This window comes from Exiguobacterium sp. s83 (assembly GCF_018617095.1).
Lineage (GTDB): Bacteria > Bacillota > Bacilli > Exiguobacteriales > Exiguobacteriaceae > Exiguobacterium > Exiguobacterium profundum.
This window is the reverse complement of sequence record NZ_JACSJP010000004.1, coordinates 21,517-46,328: the sequence shown is the minus strand read 5'-3', so window position 1 is coordinate 46,328 and position 24,812 is coordinate 21,517. Positions and strand designations below refer to the sequence as shown.

The window sequence follows — 24,812 nt, the reverse complement described above, 5'->3', positions numbered from 1 at the left end:
GAGGGAACGAAATGAAACAGAAATCGAAAGGGGCATATTGGCGAATGATTCGCCCGCATACCCTGACCGCAAGCTTTATTCCGGTCTTGCTCGGGACGTTCATCGTCCTCGATCAAACCGAACTCAAGTGGGGACTTTTCCTTGCCATGTTAGTGGCATCTGTCCTTATTCAAATCGCGACGAACTTATTTAACGAGTATTATGACTACAAGCGTGGTCTTGATCATGAGGGGTCAATCGGAATCGGAGGCTCCATCGTACGTGATGGATTTACACCACAGCAAGTATTAGCGGTGGCGCTCGGCATGTATACGATTGCGGCACTACTCGGGCTCTACATTGCGGCATCCACAAGCTGGCATTTGCTTTGGATCGGCGCCTTGTCTATGCTTGTCGGCTACTTATATACTGGAGGGCCGCTACCGATTGCCTATACGCCGTTTGGTGAAATTGTCGCGGGGCTATTCATGGGATATGTCATCATCGGGATTGCCGGCTTTATCCAAATCAATACGGTGACGACGGAGTTGCTACTCGTGTCGTTCCCGATGGCCTTGTTGATCGGAGCAATCTTGCTTGCGAATAACATCCGCGATTTAGATAACGATAAAGAGAATGGTCGAAAAACGATCGCATGTCTAGTCGGTCATCGACGTGCGGTGTATGTATTGGCCGCATTCTTTATCGCGGCATTAATCGGCATCATCTTAGCGGTCGTAATATATGGCGTCACTCCGTGGGTCTTGCTGTCGCTCTTTACGGTGCCGGTCATGGTCCGGGCGATTCAACGGTTTTGGCAGAAGGCAGAGCCGGCCGCATTGATGCCTGCGATGGCGATGACAGCGAAAGTGAACACGCTGTTCGGAGCATGGATGGTCATCGGACTCATCGTTTCAAGATTTGTGTTGTAAAAAAAGAGGAGGCGTTAACGTGTCAGTCGTAAAAGAAATGCTTGCATTCAATAAACGTTTCGTAGAGGAAAAACAGTACGAACCGTTCGTATCTGATAAATTCCCAGATAAGAAAATCGTCATTTTGACGTGTATGGATACACGTTTGACAGAACTGTTACCTCAAGCGCTAGGACTTAAGAACGGAGACGCTAAAATCATTAAAAATGCGGGTGCAGTCTTGTCGCATCCGTTCGGTTCGGCCATGCGCTCCATTTTGGTCGCTCTTTATGCGCTAGGAGCAGAAGAAGTTGTCGTCGTCGGACATTACGATTGTGGGATGGCGGCGATTGAACCGACTGTCGTCATCGAAGAGATGGAGCGTCGTGGAATCGACCCGCAAACGTTGAAGACGCTAAAGTCTTCAGGAATGGATTTGGAGCAGTGGCTCCATGGATTTGATTCAGTTGAAGAGAACGTCGTTCATTCTGTTAACCTGATCAATAACCATCCACTGTTACCACCAGGAACGAATGTACACGGATTCGTGATTGACCCGGCGACGGGACGTCTTGATCCGATCGAAGCATAAGAAAGGAGCGCGTTCAGTTTGAACGTGCTCCTTTTGGGTTATCCGTACGTATTCGTCGGGATGTCATCATAGTTATCTTCTTCTTGCTTTTGTTTCGCTTTCTTTTTGTTCTTTTTGAAGTCGCGTTCGTATTCCTGTTCGCTCGGTGTCTTGAAGAAACGCATCCATGTCGCGTTGATCTCAGATCCGATTAAAATGATCATCCCGGTTAATTGTAACCAGAGCAACGTGACGATGATTCCTCCGAGTGACCCGTAAGTCGAGTCATAACTTCCGAAGTTTGAAACGTATAGGTTGAAACCGAATGAGACGATTTGCCAACCGATGACACCGAAGATGGCACCAGGGATGGTACTTTTCCAAAAGACGTGCTGTTGTGGAGATACTTTATAAAAAATCGAAAGCGTCAAAATGAGGACAACCGTCGTAAGGACATATCGGAACACGTTGATCATCATTTCTTCGGCTCCGGTAATGTTGACGGGTAAATACTCAGTGACGAATGAAATGATTTGAGACCCGAACACGTTCGATAGAATCAGCAGTAGCATCCCGAGTCCAAGCAATATCGTCAATCCGAGTGCCAATCCTTTTTTGACGAAAAAGTTACGTTCATTGTCTTCACCATAAGCATGAAGTGACGTCGTGATCAGACGGTCTACCCCTTTTGAGGCGGACCAAATGGCCAAAATCGCACCGAGCGACAAGAGACCGCCTTGTGGTTCGCCAATCGCCTCGAAAATTCCCGTTAGAAACCCGGAAGCGGCGGACCCGGGTGCCAAATCGTTCAATTGATTTTGAAACGAATCTTGTGAGACATCAAAAAAGGACAAGAGCGCCAAAATAAAGATGATTCCAGGAAAAATGGATAAAAACCAAAAGAATGCTAGGGTAGCCCCGTAGTCTTGTACATCATGCTCTTGAAATCTTCGAAATAACTCTTTCCCAAATGAAAGCCAATTCTTTTTTTCCTTCACTTCTGTCATTGCCATTATAAAACCCTCCTAACTCGATCGTTAAAAAACGTTTCCCGATTTCGGCAGGGTGTACACCTGATTACTCCTCGGATAAGGTCAAATCGTAAAAACGTTCCTCATGTAAGGCGAGTTTTTCAGCAAGTGAAGGTGGACGAACGGGGAGATGAGGGAGTGCAGACCGTTTGATCCACATCGGTGTATACGATCCGTTAGTCTGTTCCTCTTGAAACTCTTCACCTGTTCCGGTCCCGAATTCGCCACCTGTCATCTTCGCCCAATAATAAGGATTTAACTCGTTATTGAATGCGACGTAGGCAGCGACACCTTCTAGTTCCACGTGAACACCGAGTTCTTCAAATGCTTCACGTACGGCCGTCTCTTCTGTTGTGTGCCCATATTCGACTCCGCCACCTGGGAAAACGTAATAGAGGACGTTTTCTTTTTCGCGACGGATCAAAGCCACTTCATCTCGATCATTCATTAAAATGATCGCGCTTCTTAATTTCGTTCGAACCAATGAGATCGTTCCTTTCGTTCCTGTGATTTTGCACAAAACGCATCGACGATTCGCCGATGCGTTCTTTTCATTCTTGCGTAGGTTGTTCTAATGATGCGTACATCTCTTGCGTCAATCCGTTCTCATGAGAGGCGATGACTTTTCCTGCGACGCGCATGCCCAATCGAAGCGCCTCTTCAATCGAGTGTTGTTTCATGAGCTCCGAGATGACAGCGGAGAAGAATGAATCACCCGCCCCTGTGGAGTCGGCGACTTTCACTTTTGTCGTCGGGACGTGACCTTGTTCGTTCGTATGAAGGTCGACATATACAGCGCCAAGCTCACTCATCGTGACGATTGTGAGGGGAGCACCTTTCATGGCGAGTACTTCCGCGACGCGAAGGGCATCGTCCACTGTAACGATTGACATGTCGGACAAAATTTCCGCTTCCTCGCGACTGCAGATGAATCCTGTGAATCCTTGAAGCAAATGACGGTTTCGTTCGATGACGGATAGATGGCCACAGACACCATAAAGCGGTAAATCCATTTCACGGCATAGTTCAATCGTCTCGTTCAAGACGTTGACCGATAAGTCTAAATCGATGGCGACCGCGTCGCTCTCTTCGAAGACCGTATCGATTTGACGTAAAATCGCTTCTTCCATACGGGCTTCGTCTGGTTGTTTCGAAATAGATGTTTGAAGATCACCGTTGTTGTCCATTACAGCGAGCCACATTCCCATACCATTATCGTCAAGCATGTCGACCCCATCGACGTTTACATTCAAGCAACGTAACTCTTCGAGGACACCGACACCGATTTGGTCGTTCGTGACGGTCGAGACGAAGCGGACATCGTTGCCGAGCACACCTAAGTTTTGAGCAACGTTTCGACCTGTTCCGCCATTGGAAAAAGTGATGTCGCCGACATTCTTCGCATCTTTGTGGAGCGGTGCGAAGGAAGTCCCTTTAATATCGACAAACACCTTGCCGATGACTGCAATCGTATTCATATCTTGTACCACCTTTAGTCAATCTTTCGATCTGTTTCAGTCTGTAGACACATTGTTTCAATTATAACGAAATCGACATATTGTTTCAATCATCGATTCCATTTTGTCGAATGGATCACTCCCACGATGACGTGAGGAGTCGGAGGCCGTTCAAAATAACCAAAATGGTTGAGCCTTCATGTCCTACAACCGCGAACGGCATGATGAGTAACTCAAAGATGTTCGTTGTAATCAAGACAAGAATCACACCGAGTGCAAAAACGACGTTCTGTAAGACGATTCGATTTAATTTGCGCGATTGACGAATGGCGTCACTCAATCGGACGAGGTCGTTTTTCATTAAGACGACATCTGCCGTTTCTAGTGCGGCATCCGTACCTTCGCCCATGGCAATCCCCACGTCGGCGGTCGCAAGGGCGGGGGCATCATTGATTCCGTCGCCAATCATCCCGATTGTTCCATATTCCTCTCGTAACACCTTGATTTGCGAAACCTTCTCTTCAGGCAAGCATTCGGCGATATAGCGTGTCAACCCAGCTTCGTTCGCAATAGCGCGAGCGGTTGCCTCGTTGTCTCCGGTAATCATGATGGTCGCAATCCCTAAGTCGTTCAGTCGCTTGATTGCTACCTTTGCCTCGGGTCGTAGCGTGTCACGTAAGGCGTAAGCACCGATTGTACGTGTCTCGTCACTGATGAAGACGAGTGTATGACCGGCCTCTTTCAATCGTTCGACATCATTCTTAAAGAAATCACCGCTTCGGTCAGCGAACTTCTGTTTTCCTACCCGATACGTCGTCCCGTCAATCGTTGCTTCAATTCCGGAGCCTGTGATGTCTTTGAAGTGTGTCATTTCCCCGCTATGTTTTCCGGTGTAGGAAACGAGCGCTTCAGCAAGTGGATGCATCGAATGCTCTTCAATCAAACTGACAATTCGGTTGACGTCCTCTTCTTCTAATGAAGGTGAGATGAGCGCTTCTTGCACAATCGGTTTCCCAATTGTGAGTGTCCCGGTCTTGTCAAAGGCGATTGCTTTTAGACGTCCCATGTTCTCGATATGAGCACCGCCTTTAAAGAGAATCCCGTGTTTTGCAGAAGAGGCGATGGCAGCCAGCGCGGCCGGTGTGATGGCGGCGACGAGTGCGCAAGGGGAGGCGCCAACGAGAAGGATCATGCCGCGATAGATGCTCGTTTCAAGAGACCACGACGTGACGAACGGTCCGAGAATGATGATGGCCGCAACAGAGAAGAGCACGATTTGAACATAACGTCCTTCATATCGATCGATGAACTGTGCAGACGGTGATTTCTCTTCTTGTGCTTGTTGGACCATTTGAATGATCTTTTGGAACAGTGTTTCCGTCGCAAGTTTTGTCACTTCGATCGTCAATACCCCGTTCAAGTTGACACTCGATCCGAACACGTCATCACCGACTTGACGATCGACAGGGACGGATTCGCCTGTGATGGCGGCTTCTTCTACGGATGCGTTGCCTTTTACAATTTTTCCATCGACCGGAATGCGTTCACCAGGACGTACATAAATCCGATCTCCGACACGAAGGTCGTCGATATGAACAACTTCGAGTTCATCAGTGTCTGTTAGACGAGTCGCCTGTTCCGGCTGTAATTCCATTAACGATTCGAGGGCACGTTCATTTTTGTTCATCGTATACGTCTCGAGTGCCCCGGATAAAGCAAAGATGAAGATGAGGATTGCCCCTTCCATCCAGTACCCAATCGAAGCGGCACCGATGGCGGCGACAATCATGAGAAGCTCTACATTCAGCGATTTCGTCTCAATCGTATCCGAAATCCCTTCTTTCGCTTTTGCGTATCCTCCGATGAAGAAGGCGGATAAGTAAAGTGTGACATGAATCCAAGGCGCTCCGCCTTGTGTTTCGGCGATATAAGCGAGTACAATCAATACACCGCTAATGAGCGCCATGATCAATTCAATATGTTCGTACCAGCTAGCCCGTTTGAAAACGTGGCTTTTTTCGTGCGTGACCGATTGGACATTCATCGATAATCCCTTCTTTCTAATTGAGAATAAATCTCGATTAAATGATAATGACTGATGATGATTATCATCTTCAATTGGCTTAAAATAAAGAATTTATAGAAGTTTAATCTGAATCCTTTATTTATAATGATTGTTATCTAGATTTATCTTAACACGCTTATCAGTGACTCACAAATAAAAAGATTAAGGAGTTTTTGTGTCATGCAAAATATATTTGAACGCCCTTGGACGGTGGCGTTATTGGCGATTTTCAATACGTTGTTATGGGGGAGTGCGTTCCCATTCATCAAGTTGAGTTATGAGAAACTTGATATCCAATCGAATGAGTATGGGCAACAACTATTGTTCGCTGGCGAGCGCTTTTTACTCGCAGGGATTCTATTGCTCATCATCAGTCAGACCGTTTTGAAACGGTCTGTCCGATTCACCCGTGAAAAGGTAAAGGCGTATGCGCATCTCGGTTTGTTTTTGACGTTTCTACAATACTTGTTCTTCTATATCGGACTGTCCATTTCGACCGGGGTCCAGGGATCAATCATTGCTGGTTCTACATCGTTTTTCCAAATGGCCCTCGCTCATTTCCGATATGAAGACGACAAATTGAATCGATTGAAGGGGTTTGCTTTAACGTTTGGTTTTTCTGGAATCGTCATCGCGAACTGGCCGGCGACCGGATCTGAAGTTGGTTTTGGGTTAGGAGAGATTTTACTCATCTTGGCGATGGTATCCGGAGCGTTCGGGAACTTGATAGCGAAGGACTACTCGAAGACGTATGATGTTGCCCCGATGACGGCTTGGGCGATGGTGATCGGTTCAGTTGGGTTACTGCTGATTGGCTATCTATTAGACCCGAATGGTGTTTCCATGCCGTACACCGGACAGACGATTGCGTTCCTGTTTTACTTGGCGATGTTGTCAGCGATCGGATTTACATTGTGGAACACATTGATGAAATACAATCCGGTCAGTCGAATTTCACTCTATATCTTTTTAGTTCCCTTATTTGGTGTCATGTTGTCAGGGATTTTACTCGGTGAAACGATTCCGTGGAATGCGGTGGTCGGACTCGGATTCGTTATTGTCGGCATTTATTTATCTACGTATTTTCAAGGTCGCCGTACAAAAAAAACGGATGTCATTTGAAATAGAGACAGAGTTGACGGAATTGAAATCCCGTGACAAAATATATTAAAAATTCTGAATTTTAAAGTTCGAAAATCGGTCTTCGTTTGTAAAGACTTGCGTGCGCAATCATTCAAAGGGAGGAGGAGAAACAATGACTAGAAATCGAATCGTTCGAAACATTCTCATCTCACGTCAGCCGAAAGATGAGTACGTCAAGTACGTGATGAAGTGCGTGAGTCAAAGTTTAAAAGAACGTCACGGTCTAGTGGCGACCCGCGCCACAAGACAAGGTGATGATATTCAGACGAGATGGCAGTTCGATGACCGTGTCGTAGAAGTGACGCTAAAATCCGATGTACTCGCTTCGCTAGACACTGAACCATTCGCGCTAGACGAAGTGTTCATCCGAGCTTTGCAGTTAAACGATGATGAAATGGAACGAGTAGTGGAATAAAACAGAGGCAGGTGGTTCATGGGAACCATCTGCCTCTGTTTATAAGTCGATTGGTTTAGCGGTTGACGTGAAGAGTCGTAGCGCTAGAATACCGAGAATGACGGCATACATAAAGAAATAGACCTCTTTCGGTAAAGACAACCAGAAGGCACCGATCATCGGACCTGAGATCGAGCCGATGCTGAATGAAATACTGTAGAGCATGTTTCCCGTCGGCAGTAACGAACGGGGAAGCACCTCTGTCATATGCGCCAAACCGAGTGAATAAGTCGATCCTAGCCCGGCGCCGGCAAGTGCGAATAGGAAGAGTAGACCGACATAGGAATCGACAACAAGATTCGCCAAAGTGAATACGAGGGTACCAAACGTCAGCACGATTTGTAAGATCCGCTTCTTACCGTACAAGTCTGCGAGGCGACCAAGAGGAAGCTGAACGACAATCGACATGACGATGAACGTCGTGATGAGTGTGCTCGTTTCCGTCAAACTCATCCCATTCCGAGACGTAAAAATGGGAAAGTTGGCATTTAAGCTCGCTTCGAGAAACCCATATGTAAAGGCAGGGAGAAGCGTGTATCCCGCACCGACAAGAATCAGTCGAATTCGTCCTTTCGAGTCGGTCTTCACTTTTTCGACCTCCGGAAACTCGTTCTCGACTTTAAAGACGAGCATCAACGAAGCGAGACAGAAGAAGACGATGATGAGGAACGGTAACCAAAACCATAGGTCGACGAGTGGTGCGATCAATGGACCGATGGCAAAACCGAGACTGAAAGACATTCCATAATACGCCATCGCTCGACCGAGACTGCTCTTTTCACTTGCTGAGGTCACCCATACTTGTGACCCGTAGTGTAGAGCCGAGTCGCCGAATCCGATGAAGAAGCGCATCATCGCCCAAACGAGTAAGGACGGCCAAATCGGTAAAGCGAAGGTCGCGACAGCCGTCAATACGATACCGAGGACGATGGTCGGTCGGAATCCATATTTACGGACGAATCGCTCCAGGAGAGGCGCAGAGACGATCACACCGACGTAAAGCATCGTCGCGTTCAGTCCGTTCACCCAGGCCGGGGCCCCATCCCGTTCAATCAACGTGGATAAGAGTGGGATGAGCGCACCTTGAATCAAACCGGAAATAAAGACAATCAATAGTAAAATCATAAAACGAAAACGGAGCATAGGTTCACCTCATGAAGTCAAAGTAAAAAGCCGAGAAGGGTCTCAGCTTTTCGTGTCGTCAATCGGTTGTGGAGAGTGATTCAAATGCAGCAATTCATCATCCCAACTGCCTTGACTAAACATTTCATCATGCTCTACTTTGTCTGAAACGAATGCGGCTGTCAATAAGATGCTCAGTACTCCGCCAAAAATAATGATGGCCATCACGGTAATCATGAGGATATAAATCGCAGTCATCTACACGCACCTCGATTCATTTAATATACAGAACATTTCCCGAATCAAAATATTTAAAACGATGTAGCTTTACGAGATTGGAAATCGACCGTCGGATAATAGGCTTGTTTAACGAGTGCGTTCGGCCCGAGACACTTCACGGCAGGGCAGTGACAAGAGAGTGTAGCGTTCAATTGGCTGTTCGTCCACTTATCATACGCCTCTTGGAATGGTGTGTCATAGACGGTGCCGAGTGAACCGAGTTCATCACCGAAATCGGTCACGATGATCTGTCCGTCAAAGATATTCGTATTGAGACGAGAACGTCCATCTGGGTCGTTTCGAACGGTCACGTTTTTTGTTTCATGAAGTCGCTTCAACAGAGCACGGTCTTCAGGTAGGTCAGAACATGCATAGAATGGTAACGTCCCGAACAACATCCATACGTTCTCGTCACGGGCATCGAGTAAGTCATGGATGGCTTGTCGCGTATCAGCGAGCGATGCTGATTCGAGGGCGCTAGCGAAGTCTGCGGGGTACATTGGGTGAACCTCATGTCTTTGGCAACCAAGTGAGACAATTTCTTCATGGATTTCTTTCAAATGAGGAATCGTCCGCTTGTTGATCATCGTCTCCGCGGATACAATGATTCCTTCAGATGTGAGAGCACGTGCGTTGTCTTTCATCGTCTGGAGCATTTTCAATCGGGCCTCTTCACTCGGTTTCCGGTCCATCATCGCGAATCCGCCTTCAAGGAAATCGTCATCGGTGCCCCAGTTATGCGAAATGTGCAAAACGTCCAAGTAAGGGGTAATAAGATGATAGCGAGATAACGGTAGCGTCAAATTCGAGTTGATTTGCGTACGGGCCCCACGTTCTTTCGCATAACGTAACAATGGAACGACATAGTTGCGGACCGATTTCATGGACAGCATCGGTTCACCGCCTGTGATGGAGAAGGCACGCAAATGTTCGATCTCATCCAGTCGTTGAATCAACAGGTCGAGCGGAACTTCTGGTTCTTCCGTTTGGTCGAGCATATAACCGACCGCACAATGTTCGCAACGCATGTTACACAGCTTCGTTGTGGTTACTTCGACGTTGGATAAGACGAGTCGACCGTGTTCGACTTGGTCGAGATAGGCTTCCCAAGGGTCGAAAGTTGGGGAGATGTTTTGCATGTGGATTCCACCTTTTCATCAAGTTACACGAAATAGTATGCTATAATAGCAACTCTTTGTCACGAACCAAAGGAGCGATTACAAGATGGGTAAATCACGAACAGATACTGCCGGAAAGATGAACGTCCTAAAATCGAGAACGGAATTACTCTGTCTATCGGTCAATACGCTAGACGAGCATACGACACCTGAAGATTTACATCGCCTGTTAGCCGACATTGATTCGTTGCGCGCTAAAGTAGTGCGTTACGCCAAAGACCTAGAACAATCGTCTCGAAAGGATGAATCAGATTGAAATTAATTACAGGAGATTTTAAAGATGTCACGGTCGAGCGACTTGGCATTAATGGAGAAGGCATTGCGACACTTAATCGCATGGTCATCTTCATTCCGAACTTATTGCCGGGAGAACGAGCCAAAGTCGAAATCACGCGTGTGGAAAAAAACTATGCGGAAGCGCGTGTCGTCAAACGAGATAACGACTCGAAAGACCGCGTCAAAGCACCTTGTCCGATTTACGATGAGTGCGGGGGCTGCCAAATCCAACATATGAGTTCAAGTCTGCAGATGGAGTATAAGGAAGAAATCGTTCGAAACGCCTTCCGTCAAAAGACGAAACTAAACGTGGACAAATCGGATATCCGTCCAACAATCGGAATGGAAGATCCATGGTATTACCGGAACAAATCACAATTCCCACTCGGCACGCGTCGCGGTGAGATCGTATCAGGTCTCTACAAACCGAACTCGAACCATCTAGTGCCGATCGAGCACTGTATGGTCCAACAACGGGATACGACGAACATCAACAATGCGATTGTCCGTATTTTAAACGAACTTGATATTCCCGTCTACGATGCACGTCGCGACACGGGGTACGCGCGCACCATCGTCGTCCGTTCGGGTTATAACACGAACGATGTTCAAGTCGTTTTGGTCGTCGGACATGAAGATGTCCCTGATTTAGATGAATTGAGCGACCGCATCATGGAATTGCCGAACGTAGTGTCGTTCCATATCAATATCAATGCAAACCGTTCGGGTGTTATTTTCGGTTATCGGACAGTTCACATCGCCGGTCAGGAGAAAATGGATGAACAATTAGACGACGTTCATTATCACTTATCACCACGCGCATTCTTCCAGTTGAATCCGGCACAGACAGAAAAAATGTACCGTGAAGTGGTCGAGGCCGCAGGATTGACAGGTGAAGAACGTGTGATCGATGCGTATGCAGGAGTAGGGTCGATCGGACTTTGGTTAGCCCCATATGCGAAAGAAATCCGTGGAATGGAAGTCGTGCCGGAAGCGGTCGAAGATGCCAATGACCATATGCGTGAAAATGGCTATAACCATGTCACATACGTCGAAGGGCGTGCCGAGCATTGGATTCCACGTTGGGTAAAAGATGGATGGATCCCAGACGTCATCGTAGTCGACCCGCCACGCACAGGGATGGACCATCAATTGATCAATTCCATCATCTCGTCGAAAACGAAGCGAATCGTTTACGTGTCATGTAACCCGCAGACGATCGCACGTGACGCCGACCAGTTGATGAAAGCGGGATACAAAGTGAATTACGTACAGCCGTATGATATGTTCCCACAGACATCTCATGTCGAGTCGGTCGTCGTATTCGAGAAAAAGAAAAAGAAAAAATATTGACGAGACCGTGAAAAGGCTTGTCACGTAAGCGTTTTCACGATATAGTTCAGATGTCAGACTTCTTTTCAAATATAGAAGTGGAGGAACATCCTATGATCTCACAAGAACGCGTACAAGAACTCGTCCATAAAGCCATCGAAGCGCGCAAACGCGCCTATACACCGTATTCAAAGTTTAAAGTAGGAGCTGTTGTCATCGATACATCAGGAAACGAAATTACAGGATGTAACGTGGAAAACGCCTCGTACGGACTATCGATGTGTGCCGAACGCACAGCCATTTTTAAAGCCGTGTCAGAAGGTAGTGACGCGATTGAAACGGTCGTCGTCGTCGGTGACACAGAAGGCCCGATTTCACCATGCGGTGCGTGCCGCCAAGTGATCGCTGAATTCGCTGGTGAAGACTTCACGTTGATTCTTGCAAACTTGAACGGTGATACGAAAGTGATGACGAAAGAAGAGATGTTGCCTTACGGATTTTCACCGAAGGATTTAACATAACAAGCTGCGGACAAACGTCCGCAGCTTGTTTATTTGTCTTTATATTTCTTTTCACTCACTGACTCATCTTTCGAGTGACGTTTATTCTTTTCATCCTTCACTCGTTCGTTCAATTCCTCGACAGGAATCGGGTCGACGGTTTGCATGCCGTCCTCGTCAAAAATACTCTCTTTATCCGTGTCTACCGCGTCTGGATTATCAAACGGACGTTTCGAGGTAGGTCGTTTCTTTTCCATTCAATCGCCTCCTTCCATTAGCCATTCCACTCGTAGAAATGTTGTAAACGTTTTCGATAATGGTTTTGAGATTATAAAATGGTGGAATGAAGAGTGCATAGTGAAGGAGGGGTTAGGATGGATCGGAAAGTGTTGATGGGGATTGTCTTAGGTGTTGCCGGTGCGGCGCTCGTTGCACCAAAAGTGGCGGCGCTGCTTTCGCAACGTGAGGAAGAAGATACGTGGCAGAAGATGGATGAGCGGGAAAGTGTCGATGCGGATCAGGATGAGGCGGAGCAAGGGCTCACGCAACTCGATTCGAGTCACCGTGCCGAGTGGCAGGCGAACGGTTTTCCGCAGACGCATGCCGAACGTGAACGACTCGAGCAAGAGTCAACCGAACAATATAAAGGGAAAGACATATGAAAAGGCAGCCATCGCGGCTGCCTATTTACATATCAAATTCATCGTCAGGTAGAAGCGGCAAACCGACAGTGACAGTCGTTCCTTGTCCGACTTCAGAGCTGAAATGAAGAGACCCTTCATGACGCTCGATAATGTGCTTCGCAATGGCCAAACCGAGACCGGTTCCGCCATCTTTTCGTGTCCGTGATTTATTGACACGATAGAAGCGTTCCGTCAATTTGTCTAAATCTTCTTTCGGGATGCCTCGACCTTCGTCACGTATTTCCGTAATTGCATATTCGGTTTCGGCGAACGTTTTCACATGAATCGTCTTGCCAGCGTCCGTATATCGGAGCGCGTTGTCGAGAAGATTGCCGATGACTTGTTCGAGTCGGTCATGGTCACCGAGGATGATCAAGTCGAAGTCTAAATCCGATTCGATTGTCACGCCTTTTGCCCGGGCAATCGGTTCAAGACGATAGAGAACGTCTTCAAGCACTTGCGAGTAAACGACCGGTTCTTTCGTCATCGGGTATGAGTCCCGCTCTAGCTGGGCGAGATCGAGTAAGTCCGTGACAAGGCGCTGAAGCCGGTTCGTCTCGTTCTCGATGATGTCGTAATATTGCGCCCTCGTTTTTTCGTCCAACGTTTCATCTTGAAGCATCTCGGTATAACCGCGGATGTAGGAGAGTGGCGTGCGAAGTTCGTGACTGACGTTAGCTAGAAACTCTTTACGCTGCTCTTCAACAAGTCCGAGCGATTCCGCCATCGAGTTGAGCGTGTCTGCGAGTTCACCGATTTCATCGTCGTAGACGATCGGGATGCGGTGGGAGAAATCACCTTGCGCATAGACTTGAGAGGCACGCTTCATCTGAATGAGTGGTTGGATGATCGTGTCGATGATCTGTTTACCGAATAGGAGCAAGTTCACGATCATGAGGACGAGTAAAAACGTGATCATGAGCCGAATCGGTTGGAACGGTTCACTGATTTTACTGAGCTCCATATACAAAATGAGTGCATTGTCGAGTTCATCGTCGCGGATGAGAGGAAATGCGGTCATCAAAATGTCGACGTCCTCGGTCGGATGTTTCCGGGTCACCGAGATGGCATAACCGTCCTGCAACCGTTCGAGGTCTTGCTGCCTTAAAAAAGTTTTACCGGAGCCGAGTGTGTCCTCTCGAACGGAGGAGAGGAACACTTTCGTTTCGGTCAATTCGTTCGTGTACGTCATACTATCGGCGAACGCGTCCGAGAAACCGTCGGCCTTATAGATGGTGACAAGTTTCTCACCGCGATTGATGAGCAGTTCTTCTTGCGTTTGAATATAGAACTTGTCGTACAGATAAAACGTCATGATGAGAAACACGAACGCTGAGAAGAGGCTGGCTGTCCAGATGGTAATCCAAATCCGCTTCCTGATCGTGTATCGTTTCATCCGTTTGCCTCGAATTTGTAGCCAATTCCCCAGACTGTCTGAATATAACCGCCCGCCTCGCCGAGTTTCAGGCGAAGCGTCTTAATGTGAGTATCCACCGTGCGAAGGTTACCATGATACTCGGTCCCCCAAATTTGATCGAGCAATTGTTCACGAGAGAATACTTTTTCGTCGTTCGTGATGAATAGGTAGAGCAAATCAAACTCTTTTCGTGTCAAGTTGACGGTCTTCCCTTTCACACTGACGGTACGTCCTTCGATATCGATTGAGAGGACCCCGACATCAAACGTCGCTTCTTGTTCTTTTGAGAAGCTGTGCGTGCGACGGAGCGTCGCTTCGATTCGTGCGAGTAATTCGCGTGGGCTAAACGGTTTCGTGATGTAATCGTCTGCCCCGATTTTGAGGCCATGAATACGGTCGAGCTCTTCTGAGCGTGCCGTCAACAGGATGATGGGTACGTTTGAGAACTCACGGATGCGCATGCAAGCCGTCAATCCGTCGAGTTCCGGCATCATCACATCAAGTAAGACGAGATGGAACGTCTCTTCTTTCAAGCGTTCAATCGCTTCAAGGCCGTTTGAGGCGGTGACCGTCTCATACCCTTCTTTTTCTAAATTTGATACAAGTAAATCGCGCATTTGTTCTTCGTCGTCGGTCACGAGGATACGAAACATTGATTCTGACATATGCCATTCTCCTTTGCAAAACGGTTAACGGGAGTTGTGATAAATCCCTCATACTTCTATCATACCTATCTCTTCGAATTAGAACAGATTTATTCGGCTCCGACAAGTTCCCTCCATCAAATCCACACAAAAACGCCACAAAAAAGCCAATTCTTTGACAGAATTGGCTCATGCTTCGAGTTGTGCCTCGTATGGCACTTCGTATTCCGGGACGTGCAGGGCATGCAAGTACAATTGGAAGCTCGACTTGGATACCTCGTATAAAACATACTCCACGTCACCTTGGTTGATCTCCGCGAGCAGTTCAGAGCGGATCTCGTTCGCGCAAAACGCGTACGGGAGCTTCTTTGCTGCCGCAATCGATCGTTCATTCGATTTACGGATTTTTAAAAATACGCTCTCAATATCAAGCTCGAAGAACAGTTCTGAGAAGAACGCCTCTTTCGCCACTTGATTATAACCTTTGCCGTGATACGGCTTGCCAAGCCACGTGCCGAGGAATCCATAGCCGGATTCGACATCGAACAAGCTGATCGTCCCAATCGGGATGCCATACTCGTTCGTGATGGTACGTGAGATGATATTTCCTTGCTCTTCTAGCTCGATGATTTGCTTCGTGCTAAATAAAAACTCGTCAAAATGGACCGTCTTTTGACGGACATACGGAAAGACATCTGGGTGTTGCATCAGTTCGAACAACTCCGCGCAGTCGGTGAGCTCACGAAATTTGAGCACCTTTACATTCCTCCTCCTATTTCAGACCGCTGAAGAATAGTCGTAACGAAAGCATACTTCTGGCTTCGCTGTTCGAACCGCCTTGGCTGCTTTATGAAGTTACAAGATAATTTTATATAGTATTTTTAAAAAAGCAAGTAAATTATGCGTAAAAACCCTTATGAAAAATAATGAAAATTACTCGACCTCATGATGGGTTTCAGCACGGTCCGTTTTGTACACGACTTCACCGTTCACAATGGTCATAATCGGCTTCGATAAGTAGTCGAGCGGGAAGTGACTCCAAAGCACCAAATCGGCATCTTTTCCGACTTCGAGAGAGCCGATTCGGTCGGCGACACCTAGTGATTCAGCCGGATTGATGGTGATTCCGCGTAACGCGATGTCGACAGGCAGTCCTTCACGTGCTGCAAGTCCGGCGCACAAGTTCAAATATTGGACCGGTGTGTACGGATGGTCGGTCGTGATGGAGACGATCATGCCGTGCTCATGGAGAATGCGATACGTCTCCCACGTCTTGTTCTGAAGCTCGATTTTAGATTTTCGAGTAAACGTCGGTCCGACGGTGACATGTTTCACACCGAGTTCTTGTAATTTTTCAACGACGAGATGACCTTCTGTACAATGCTCGATGCGATAGTCGAGATCGAACTCTTGGGCAAAGCGAACGACAGATAAAATGTCATCGGCGCGGTGGGCATGCACACGAATCGGCATCTCTCGGTCGAGGGCAAGTTGAATCATCTGGCTGCCGAACGTTCCGATCGTTTTGGTCGACCCGACGGTACGGAACGCTTCACGAAGCAACCCCATAATCCCCATCCGCGTCAAATCACCGGTTTTCCCCATACTATGAATCCGTTTCGGGTTTTCGCCGAGCGCCATCTTCAATCCGGCATAACGACGGACGATCATGTCGTCAATATAGCGACCGTGTGTTTTGATGACACTGGTCACACCACCGATGACGTTCATACTTCCTGGCATGACCTGAACGGCGGTTACGCCTGCCATCAGCGCTTCTTGAAATCCTTCGTCAAGCGGGTATACCCCGTCAATCGCACGAGCATGAGGCGTCATCGCTTCGACCGTTTCATTGGCGTCGTTCCCGACAGAGCCCGTTCCTTCGTCATATAATCCGAGGTGGGTGTGAGCATCGATGAAGCCGGGGAATAAAAAGTTTCCTTCGGCTTCAATGACATGCTCCCCGTCAGTCGGTTCAAGCAAATCGGACATTTCGACGATTTTCCCGTCCCGAACACGGAGGTCTCCGTAAAAATGGGGGGCAGTGATGGGGTAAATATGGGCATTTCGGATTAGTAAGTGACTCACAATTCATTCTCCTTAAGCATCTTGTAGTAGTTGTGTTAGAGCCGGTTCCAATGTTTCATAGCGGAACTCGAAACCGTGTTGAAGTGCCTTCGTCGGAACGACTTTCGCTCCTTCTAGGACGATGACGCTCTTTTCACCGAGGACGAGTTCCATCATTGGGGCAGGTGCCGGGATCCAGTGAGGACGATGCATCACGTTCGCAATCGTCTTCCCGAACTCGTTCATCGTCACCGGTGTAGGTGCAGTACCGTTGACCGGTCCTTCGATAGAATCGGTCTCGATGACGTGCACGAACAAGCGGACGAGGTCGTCTAAATGAATCCAAGGAACCCATTGCTCTCCTGAACCAATTTTACCACCGACCCCGAATTGATAGGGGAGTTTCATTAATGGGAAGGCACCGCCATCATTCGATAAGACGACGCCGGTGCGCATCGTCACAAGACGAACGCCTAAATCACGAATGGGTTCTGCTTCCTGTTCCCAGAGGACGCAGACATTCCCGAGGAAATTAGTCCGTGTCGGTAATGGGGTTTCTTCGGAATACGTAATGGAACGATCTTCACCGTATATGCCGATGGCCGAGCCGCTAATGACGACCTGTGGCTTTTGTTTCAACTGTTGAATGATCCGGACGACTTCCTTCGTCCCTTCGATTCGACTTTGAAGGATGGCTTGTTTCTGTTTGTGGGTCCATCGTCCGTCGTTGATTGAGGCGCCGGCCAAATGGATGAACGCATCTGTTCCCTCGAGTTCCTCTTCTGGTTTACTATTTGGTGTCAACCATTCGATAAACGACACACCGCGATGGCGGGGACGTGGATGACGTGTCAACACGACGACTTGATGTCCGGCGTCGGCCAGTGCACGAACGAGTGGTTGACCGATGAGCCCGGTTCCACCGGTGATTGCGATTTTCATGAAATTCCCTCCGATATCATGTGTTGTTTCTAAAATGGGTATAAGTCAGTATATCCAGATGAATACCCTTTCTTCTAACTTATCAAAAATCCTCTACGTTTCTTGAACGTGATATGTTAGAAACATGGAATGGAGGGGAGTCGTTGTGAAAATTGCAAAGTTCACGACCCAGAAGAAGAACCAAGACCGACTGAACGTCTTCATCGAACGGGAAGGGAAAGAGGAGTTCGCGTTCGCTATCGATGTCGATGTGTTCATCAAGTATGGGCTCACAAAAGGGATGGAGCTCGAAGACGATTTTGTGCAAGACGTCCTTGAGGCGGAAGAAATTCAGAAAGCCTATAAGTTAGCCATCAATTATTTATCGTATCGAATGCGTGCCATCTCAGAGGTACGGGACTATCTCGTGAAGAAAGAGTTAAGTGAATCCGCTATCAAACATGCCATCACACGACTGATCGAGCAGCGCTATTTGAACGATGAGGAGTTCGCGAAAGCGTATGTCCAGACGAAATTCAACACGAGTCCAAGTGGGCCGATCAAAATCAAACGCGAGCTCGAACAGCTCCGAATCCCAACGGACGTTGTTGAATCCGTATTAGAATCAATCTCACACGAAGATCTCGTCGAGAAGGCCGGAAAGTTCGTGAAAAGGAAACAACTGGAAACGAATCGTCGTTCTGCCACAGAAGTGCAACAAAGAATTCAACAAACCCTGATGCAAAGGGGGTTTACCTTTGATATTATTTCAGAGGCGATTCAAACTTTTTGGGAAGAAGAGGACGAAGATGTCGAAGTTGCGGCATGTCTGAAACAGGCTGAGAAGTTGAGTCGGAAGTTCAGCGGGTACGATGCGTTCGAGCGCAAACAGCGTATGAAGATGCAGCTTCGACGCAAAGGATTTCCGTATGATGTGATTGAACGTACGTTAGATCGACTCGCTGAAGAAGAATCGTGATGGGACATCTGTTTACGGTAGGGGAAAACACGAAAAGGTGGGTCTATATTGACGATTTTAGAATGGATTACAGCACTGACACCGATTGTGGCCGTGCTCATCTTATTGGTCATTATGCGTTTACCTGCATCGGTAGCCATGCCCTTGTCACTCGTGACGACGGCAATTTTAGCGTTTTTCGTCTGGCAATTGGATGCGACACGAATTATGGCGGCGACATTACAAGGACTCGTCATCGCCGTCACGACAGTATGGATTGTCTACGGGGCGATCGGAATGATGAATACGATGAAAGAAGGGGGCGGGATGAACGCGATTCGCTCCGGATTCGTCAACATCACACCTGACCCGCGTATTCAAGTTTTGATTGTCGGATGGTTATTCGTTTCATTTATTGAAGGCGCATCTGGATTCGGGACGCCTGCAACGGTTGCAGCACCGCTCTTGATCGCACTCGGATTTCCGCCGATTGCCGCCGTTGTCATTGCATTATCCGCAGACGTGTCGGCTGTGACATTTGGTGCGGTCGGGACACCGGCACTTATCGGGATCGGGAACGGTCTATCTTTAGATGTGAACCAGCCTGAGTCGATTGCCTTCTTGACAGAGGTCGTCTTACAGACGGTGTTGATCGATATGGTAGTCGGACTATTCATCCCGTTCATTTTAATTTTGATGTTGACGCGTTTCTTCAGTAAGGAAAAGTCGATAAAACCTGCACTCGAGGTATTTCCGATCGCGATTGTGGCGGCGCTGTTGTACAGCGTACCGGCGTACATTTGGACACTCATCCTCGGGTTTGAGTTCGGTGGCATGCTCGGTGGTTTAACCGGTCTCGTCATCCTCGTTGCTATGGCTCGTAAAGGCATTCTCATGCCGAAACGTGTCTGGACGTTTGATGGATATGTGGATGAATTAGAACCATCTACTGAGAAAGTGACGCTCAAATCAACCACGCGTGAATTACCACAGTGGAAGGCGTGGGCACCTTATCTCATTTTGACGATTTTCTTAGTTCTCACCCGTACCGTACCATTTTTAAACGAACTCTCTCGCAGTGTCCGGATCAATCTCCCGAACATCCTCGGGGTAGAAGGAGTTTCGACGTCTTGGGAACCGTTCTATTCACCAGGTTTCATGTTCATCCTGACGATTATTGCGACATTCTTCTTACACAACATGAGTTGGTCACAAGTGACATCGGTGTTTAAGGCGACGACACTTGGAGTCGTCGGAACGGCCATCACGTTAGCGGCGTCGGTTCCGATGGTCCGCATATTCATCCATTCTGAAAACGGGGGTGCCGGACTCGCTTCGATGCCGGTCGAACTCGCGACGGCAGCTGCTGACACGTTCGGCGGGGTTTGGCCGCTTGTCGCACCGTGGATTGGGGCGCTCGGCGCCTTCGTGTCAGGGTCGGCGACCTTCTCGAACATGATGTTTTCAAGTTTAACGACAAACGTTGCGGAGTCGGTTGGACTCAATGAAACGCTCGCTTTATCGATGCAGATGGCAGGGGCGAACGCAGGGAACATGATCTGTGTGCTGAACGTCGTAGCGGTCGCATCGGTTGCTGGATTACTCGGCAAGGAAGGGACCATCATCCGTTACACGCTCATGCCGATGATTTATTACGTGACGGCCACAGGGGTCATTGGTCTCATTTTAGGCATGTTTTTCTTAAACTAAATCAAGTTACAATTTTTTTACAGAATAATGTTGACAATTTTCAGAACAGTTTGCTAAGGTTTGAGTAGATTTTAAAACTATGAGACGAGAGGAGCCAGAACGATGAACAACATTGCACTCACAAACACACTCAAAACATCATATGGCTACTCATATTTAACTGCGTGACATTGGCAGCTGGATAGGGGTAGTGTCCTTTCCCTGACCATGCAAAAGACTGAAGACTACTTCAAGCGCGCTTCATTTGATTGGTTGCACAATCAGGTGGAGTGCGCTTTTTTGCGTGTTCGGATGGATTGGGCGGAAGGGGGAAATCAGTCATGAAACTGATTAAGCAATTGGATTGGTTTATTAAAAGACAGAAACGAACGTACGTGATTGCGATTATCTTATTGATCATCACAGGGGTTGTAGATATGCTGCCACCTTGGATTATCGGTCAGGCAATCGATGCGATTCGTGAAGGAAGTTTGACGACAGAGCGATTGATTCTGATTGTATCGTCGCTACTCGGCATCATGGTGTTATCGTACGTGATGTCATACTTGTGGATTGCCCGACTCTTCGGGACAGCCTTTTTACTTGAAAAGAAATTGAGAGGTCGCTTCTTTGGTCACCTTCTCAAACAAACACCGCGCTTCTATCAACAACATCGTACGGGTGACTTGATGGCACTTGCGACGAATGACTTAAAAGCGGTGGAGCGTACAGCGGGATTTGGGGTCATGACATTAGTCGACTCGTTCAACATGACGCTCATCGCCTTGACGATTATGGGCGTGTTTATCGATTGGAAGTTGACGCTCGCAGCACTCTTGCCGATGCCGATTCTCGCCTGGTCGATGAATAAACTTGGGAGTCAAATTCATACACGGTTCACGGCAGCCCAAGATTCGTTCGGCGTGATGAACGACCAAGTCGTTGAATCCATCTCCGGTCTTCGGGTCGTTCGTTCCTTCGTTCAAGAAGAGGCGGATACGAAAAAATTTGATGACATCACGGATGACGTGATGGCGAAAAACATGCATGTCGCTAAAATCGACGTCTTGTTTGAGCCGGTCATCAAATTACTCGTCGGACTCAGTTATTTGATCGGACTCTCGTTCGGGACGTATCTCGTCTTTACGAACGACATCACGCTCGGTCAACTCGTTTCCTTCAACATTTATTTAGGGATGTTGATTTGGCCGATGTATGCCTTCGGGGAACTCATCAACGTCGTCCAACGAGGAACGGCGAGCTTGGAACGGATTGAGACGACGATGAATGAGGTACCGGACGTTTCGTCAACCGGAACGGTTCACATCGATGTACCGGAGAAGATCACCTTCAAATCGCTCTCATTCCGTTATCCAAACGCGAATCGGGAGTCGTTAGAGGACATCGTACTGCACGTCTCGTGTGGTGAGACGATTGGAATTGTCGGACCTACTGGAGCTGGGAAGACGACGTTGTTACGTCAATTGCTCCGGGAGTATCCGATTGACGATTCCCTTCTCGTGAACGGGGTGCCGATCTCGGACATTAAACTTGAAACGGTCCGTGGTTGGAGCGGCTATGTGTCACAAGAGCATCTTCTATTCTCAAAAACGGTGCGTGATAACATTCGTTTCGGAGTGGATGATGTTTCGGATGAAGCACTCGACAGAGCCATTCATCTCGCGGCGTTCGATACGGACATCGAACACTTGGAGAACGGTCTCGATACCGTCGTAGGGGAGCAAGGGGTCATGCTGTCAGGTGGACAAAAGCAACGATTGTCGATTGCACGCGCCTTACTGAAAAATCCTGAGATTCTGCTTCTTGACGATTCGCTCTCAGCAGTCGATGCGAAGACGGAATCACGCATAATCGATTCGGTCCGCACGAGCCGTGAGGCGAAGACGACCTTTATCGTGGCGCACCGTCTTTCTGCGGTGGCACATGCTGACCAAATTCTCGTCCTTCAAGATGGACGAGTTACCGAGCGCGGCACCCACGACCAACTAATGGAACGACACGGTTGGTACTATGAACAATTTATTCGACAAGGAGAGACGGAGTAATCCGGGAAAGGGGGAATCTCTCATGATCGATCAATATGAATTAGATCCGGTCCGCCGGAAGAAAACGATCCGCTCACTCGTTGGTTATGCCAAGCAAGTGAAGCGCTCCATCTTCCTCGGACTGACATTACTCTTTTTAGCGGTCGGTGCAGAACTTGCCGGGCCGTATATCGCCAAAATCATTATCGATGAGCATATCGTCGCCATCGAGCGTGACTGGGTTCAAGTCGAATCCGGCGGTAGTGTTTCCTTTAATGGAGAATCGTATGAGAAAGAAACGAGACTAGACGGTCAAGAGGTGATTCAGCCGGTCTCGATTGTCCAAACGACCGATGGGTACTATCTCGTACCTGAGGCGATTATGAGCGGAGGCGTCCGTGAAGTCGATGGCGACGTGCTGACGATTTCAAGAGGGGACGAAACGGCGACATATGACAATATTGTCTCGCTCTCGTCGACCGACGTGTTCCAGTTCTATCAGACGGATTTACGAGCTGTCCTTCTCTTATCGGGATTGTACGTCGTCCTGTTACTATTTGCGGCCGGATTGAACTGGGGACAACAGATGCTCCTACAACGATCGGCGCATAAAATCGTCAAAACGATGCGTCTTGACGTGATGAAGCATCTTCAAACGATTCCGGTACGCTATTTTGACCAGACACCAATCGGGAAGATTGTCAGTCGTGTCACGAATGACACAGAGACGATACGCGACCTGTATTTAGGAGTGCTCGCTCGCGTCTTCCAAAGTGTCGTCATGATGATCGGGGTACTCATTGCGATGTTCTTCCTAGACGTGCGTCTAGGGCTCGTCTCGCTCATTATCATCCCGGTCGTCATCGTCTGGATTAAGTTGTTCCAACGTTTCTCGACAAAAAATAACTTCCGTGTCCGCGCACTCGTCGCGGATATGAACGCGCAGTTGAATGAGAGCATTCAAACGATGCCAATCATTCAATCATACGTCCGCGAAAATCTCGTTTATGACGAGTTCAATGAGAAGAACAGCGACAACTTCCAAACGAGACGGAAACTGTTGAAATTGGATGCGTTGATGAGCCACAACCTCGTCAACTTCTTCCGAAACATGGCGCTCGCCTTACTCATCTGGTTTGTCGGGGCTCAAACGCTCGGTACGGGAAGTGTCCTGACACTTGGGATTCTGTACGCGTATATCGACTATGTCTCGCGGATCTTTGAGCCAGTGACACAAATCATGAACCAATTGTCACCACTCCAACAAGCGCTCGTCTCGGCCGACCGGATGTTCCAACTGCTCGACGAAAAAGGGGAACCGGTCTCATCGGAACGTCTTCCACGCTTTAAAGGGGATGTCGTCTTTGATGATGTCACGTTCAGTTATGAAGCAGGGAAACCGGTGTTGCAACAGATTGAACTACACGCTGCTCCTGGTGAAACGGTCGCACTCGTTGGACATACGGGAAGCGGGAAGAGCTCAATCATGAACTTGCTCATGCGTTTCTATGACCCATCCGCCGGAGTCCTCCGAATCGATGGCATGGACGTGACAAAACTACCGACGCAGGCGGTACGAGACCATCTCGGGATCGTCTTACAAGACCCGTTCCTATTCACTGGAACGATTCGCACGAACGTCACGCTTGGCGATGAGACGATTACGGACGAACAGGTATGGAAAGCACTCACAGCCGTCGGGGCAGACCGTTTCGTGAAGCAGCTACCGCAAGGCATCGATGAACCGGTGATTGAGCGTGGAGCTTCACTCTCGAGTGGAGAACGACAGTTGATCAGTTTCGCACGCGCCCTCGTCTTTGACCCGGCCATCCTCGTCCTCGATGAAGCGACAGCGAGCGTCGACTCGGAGACGGAGGCATTGATTCAGGATGCGCTCAAAACACTCACGTACGGTCGGACGACATTTGTCATCGCGCACCGACTTTCAACGATTCGGGAAGCGGACCAGATTCTCGTTCTCGACCACGGTCGAATCATTGAGCGAGGCAACCACCAGTCACTCATCGAGTATGGCGGTGTCTATGCCCGAATGCATGAATTACAGAGTAAACAACAAGCGATCAGTTAAG

General features: G+C 48.2%; 25 protein-coding genes. 12 read left to right on the top strand and 13 right to left on the bottom strand.

What is annotated here, in order from left to right:
- Window positions 1-11 precede the first annotated feature (11 nt).
- Complete coding sequence (locus KNO73_RS12505) at window positions 12-911, top strand: 1,4-dihydroxy-2-naphthoate polyprenyltransferase (RefSeq protein WP_214685584.1); 900 nt, start codon at window positions 12-14, stop codon at window positions 909-911.
- Window positions 912-930: 19 nt separating this feature from the next.
- The gene (locus tag KNO73_RS12500; RefSeq protein WP_078146364.1) at window positions 931-1,482 is read left to right on the top strand and encodes a beta-class carbonic anhydrase; all 552 of its coding nucleotides are present in this window, start codon (window positions 931-933) and stop codon (window positions 1,480-1,482) included.
- A 38-nt stretch (window positions 1,483-1,520) separates the two neighbouring features.
- Here the strand turns inward: KNO73_RS12500 and KNO73_RS12495 are convergent, their stop codons facing one another.
- The 4 genes from KNO73_RS12495 to KNO73_RS12480 all read right to left on the bottom strand — a co-directional run bounded on the left by KNO73_RS12495 (window position 1,521) and on the right by KNO73_RS12480 (window position 5,993).
- Window positions 1,521-2,474, bottom strand: coding sequence for a YihY/virulence factor BrkB family protein (locus KNO73_RS12495; protein WP_214685586.1), 954 nt, complete (start codon window positions 2,472-2,474; stop codon window positions 1,521-1,523).
- A gap of 64 nt (window positions 2,475-2,538) precedes the next feature.
- Entirely contained in the window at window positions 2,539-2,976 is a 438-nt protein-coding gene (locus KNO73_RS12490) for an NUDIX domain-containing protein (protein WP_078146366.1), read from the bottom strand.
- A gap of 67 nt (window positions 2,977-3,043) precedes the next feature.
- The gene (locus KNO73_RS12485; protein WP_215112567.1) at window positions 3,044-3,970 is read right to left on the bottom strand and encodes a carbohydrate kinase family protein; all 927 of its coding nucleotides are present in this window, start codon (window positions 3,968-3,970) and stop codon (window positions 3,044-3,046) included.
- A 115-nt stretch (window positions 3,971-4,085) separates the two neighbouring features.
- The gene (locus KNO73_RS12480; protein WP_214689232.1) at window positions 4,086-5,993 is read right to left on the bottom strand and encodes a heavy metal translocating P-type ATPase; all 1,908 of its coding nucleotides are present in this window, start codon (window positions 5,991-5,993) and stop codon (window positions 4,086-4,088) included.
- A 201-nt stretch (window positions 5,994-6,194) separates the two neighbouring features.
- On the opposite strand from KNO73_RS12480, the gene KNO73_RS12475 reads away from it, so the two are divergent.
- Both KNO73_RS12475 and KNO73_RS12470 read left to right on the top strand, forming a co-directional pair.
- On the top strand, window positions 6,195-7,136 hold the full coding sequence (locus tag KNO73_RS12475; protein ID WP_214685589.1) for a DMT family transporter: 942 nt from the start codon (window positions 6,195-6,197) through the stop codon (window positions 7,134-7,136).
- A gap of 133 nt (window positions 7,137-7,269) precedes the next feature.
- A complete protein-coding gene (locus tag KNO73_RS12470) occupies window positions 7,270-7,572 on the top strand; it encodes a hypothetical protein (protein WP_214685590.1) in 303 nt (100 codons plus the stop codon).
- 39 nt (window positions 7,573-7,611) lie between these two features.
- On the opposite strand, the gene KNO73_RS12465 is transcribed toward KNO73_RS12470, so the two are convergent.
- The 3 genes from KNO73_RS12465 to yfkAB are packed head-to-tail and all read right to left on the bottom strand — an operon-like array spanning window position 7,612 to window position 10,151.
- Window positions 7,612-8,736, bottom strand: a complete 1,125-nt coding sequence (locus KNO73_RS12465) for an MFS transporter (RefSeq protein ID WP_251024988.1) — start codon at window positions 8,734-8,736, stop codon at window positions 7,612-7,614.
- A gap of 60 nt (window positions 8,737-8,796) precedes the next feature.
- Complete coding sequence (locus tag KNO73_RS12460) at window positions 8,797-8,991, bottom strand: hypothetical protein (RefSeq protein WP_015880865.1); 195 nt, start codon at window positions 8,989-8,991, stop codon at window positions 8,797-8,799.
- Window positions 8,992-9,044: 53 nt separating this feature from the next.
- Window positions 9,045-10,151, bottom strand: coding sequence for a radical SAM/CxCxxxxC motif protein YfkAB (gene yfkAB / locus KNO73_RS12455; protein WP_214685591.1), 1,107 nt, complete (start codon window positions 10,149-10,151; stop codon window positions 9,045-9,047).
- Between the two features lie 85 nt (window positions 10,152-10,236).
- On the opposite strand from yfkAB, the gene KNO73_RS12450 reads away from it, so the two are divergent.
- From KNO73_RS12450 to KNO73_RS12440, 3 genes are all read left to right on the top strand, one after another.
- The gene (locus KNO73_RS12450; protein WP_015880867.1) at window positions 10,237-10,446 is read left to right on the top strand and encodes a hypothetical protein; all 210 of its coding nucleotides are present in this window, start codon (window positions 10,237-10,239) and stop codon (window positions 10,444-10,446) included.
- Window positions 10,443-11,819, top strand: coding sequence for a 23S rRNA (uracil(1939)-C(5))-methyltransferase RlmD (rlmD, locus tag KNO73_RS12445; protein WP_215112566.1), 1,377 nt, complete (start codon window positions 10,443-10,445; stop codon window positions 11,817-11,819). The genes KNO73_RS12450 and rlmD overlap by 4 nt, the downstream gene beginning before the upstream one ends.
- A gap of 92 nt (window positions 11,820-11,911) precedes the next feature.
- The gene (locus KNO73_RS12440) at window positions 11,912-12,319 is read left to right on the top strand and encodes a cytidine deaminase (RefSeq protein ID WP_078146373.1); all 408 of its coding nucleotides are present in this window, start codon (window positions 11,912-11,914) and stop codon (window positions 12,317-12,319) included.
- Window positions 12,320-12,348: 29 nt separating this feature from the next.
- Here KNO73_RS12440 and KNO73_RS12435 read toward each other — a convergent pair whose 3' ends face one another.
- Window positions 12,349-12,555 carry a hypothetical protein gene (locus tag KNO73_RS12435; protein WP_078146374.1) on the bottom strand — a complete coding sequence of 69 codons (207 nt, stop codon included), beginning with the start codon at window positions 12,553-12,555 and terminating at the stop codon, window positions 12,349-12,351.
- Window positions 12,556-12,672: 117 nt separating this feature from the next.
- On the opposite strand from KNO73_RS12435, the gene KNO73_RS12430 reads away from it, so the two are divergent.
- Window positions 12,673-12,960, top strand: coding sequence for a hypothetical protein (locus tag KNO73_RS12430; RefSeq protein ID WP_015880871.1), 288 nt, complete (start codon window positions 12,673-12,675; stop codon window positions 12,958-12,960).
- A 25-nt stretch (window positions 12,961-12,985) separates the two neighbouring features.
- On the opposite strand, the gene KNO73_RS12425 is transcribed toward KNO73_RS12430, so the two are convergent.
- The 5 genes from KNO73_RS12425 to KNO73_RS12405 form a co-directional block, all read right to left on the bottom strand.
- Window positions 12,986-14,377, bottom strand: coding sequence for a sensor histidine kinase (locus KNO73_RS12425; RefSeq protein WP_015880872.1), 1,392 nt, complete (start codon window positions 14,375-14,377; stop codon window positions 12,986-12,988).
- On the bottom strand, window positions 14,374-15,063 hold the full coding sequence (locus tag KNO73_RS12420) for a response regulator transcription factor (RefSeq protein ID WP_074037712.1): 690 nt from the start codon (window positions 15,061-15,063) through the stop codon (window positions 14,374-14,376). Before KNO73_RS12420 ends, KNO73_RS12425 begins: the two co-directional genes overlap by 4 nt.
- Before the next feature lie 168 nt (window positions 15,064-15,231).
- Complete coding sequence (locus KNO73_RS12415; protein WP_215112565.1) at window positions 15,232-15,798, bottom strand: GNAT family N-acetyltransferase; 567 nt, start codon at window positions 15,796-15,798, stop codon at window positions 15,232-15,234.
- Between the two features lie 177 nt (window positions 15,799-15,975).
- Window positions 15,976-17,130: an amidohydrolase gene (locus KNO73_RS12410; RefSeq protein WP_015880875.1), complete on the bottom strand. Its 1,155-nt coding sequence runs from the start codon at window positions 17,128-17,130 to the stop codon at window positions 15,976-15,978.
- Between the two features lie 12 nt (window positions 17,131-17,142).
- Window positions 17,143-18,051: a TIGR01777 family oxidoreductase gene (locus KNO73_RS12405; RefSeq protein ID WP_078146379.1), complete on the bottom strand. Its 909-nt coding sequence runs from the start codon at window positions 18,049-18,051 to the stop codon at window positions 17,143-17,145.
- A gap of 145 nt (window positions 18,052-18,196) precedes the next feature.
- On the opposite strand from KNO73_RS12405, the gene recX reads away from it, so the two are divergent.
- From recX to KNO73_RS12385, 4 genes are all read left to right on the top strand, one after another.
- Window positions 18,197-19,009 (top strand): recombination regulator RecX, encoded by an 813-nt coding sequence (recX, locus tag KNO73_RS12400; protein ID WP_078146380.1) that lies wholly within the window; start codon window positions 18,197-18,199, stop codon window positions 19,007-19,009.
- A gap of 48 nt (window positions 19,010-19,057) precedes the next feature.
- Window positions 19,058-20,698: an L-lactate permease gene (locus KNO73_RS12395; protein ID WP_078146381.1), complete on the top strand. Its 1,641-nt coding sequence runs from the start codon at window positions 19,058-19,060 to the stop codon at window positions 20,696-20,698.
- Between the two features lie 320 nt (window positions 20,699-21,018).
- The gene (locus tag KNO73_RS12390) at window positions 21,019-22,743 is read left to right on the top strand and encodes an ABC transporter ATP-binding protein (RefSeq protein ID WP_215112564.1); all 1,725 of its coding nucleotides are present in this window, start codon (window positions 21,019-21,021) and stop codon (window positions 22,741-22,743) included.
- A gap of 22 nt (window positions 22,744-22,765) precedes the next feature.
- Window positions 22,766-24,811 carry an ABC transporter ATP-binding protein gene (locus KNO73_RS12385; RefSeq protein ID WP_215112563.1) on the top strand — a complete coding sequence of 682 codons (2,046 nt, stop codon included), beginning with the start codon at window positions 22,766-22,768 and terminating at the stop codon, window positions 24,809-24,811.
- Window position 24,812 lies beyond the last annotated feature (1 nt).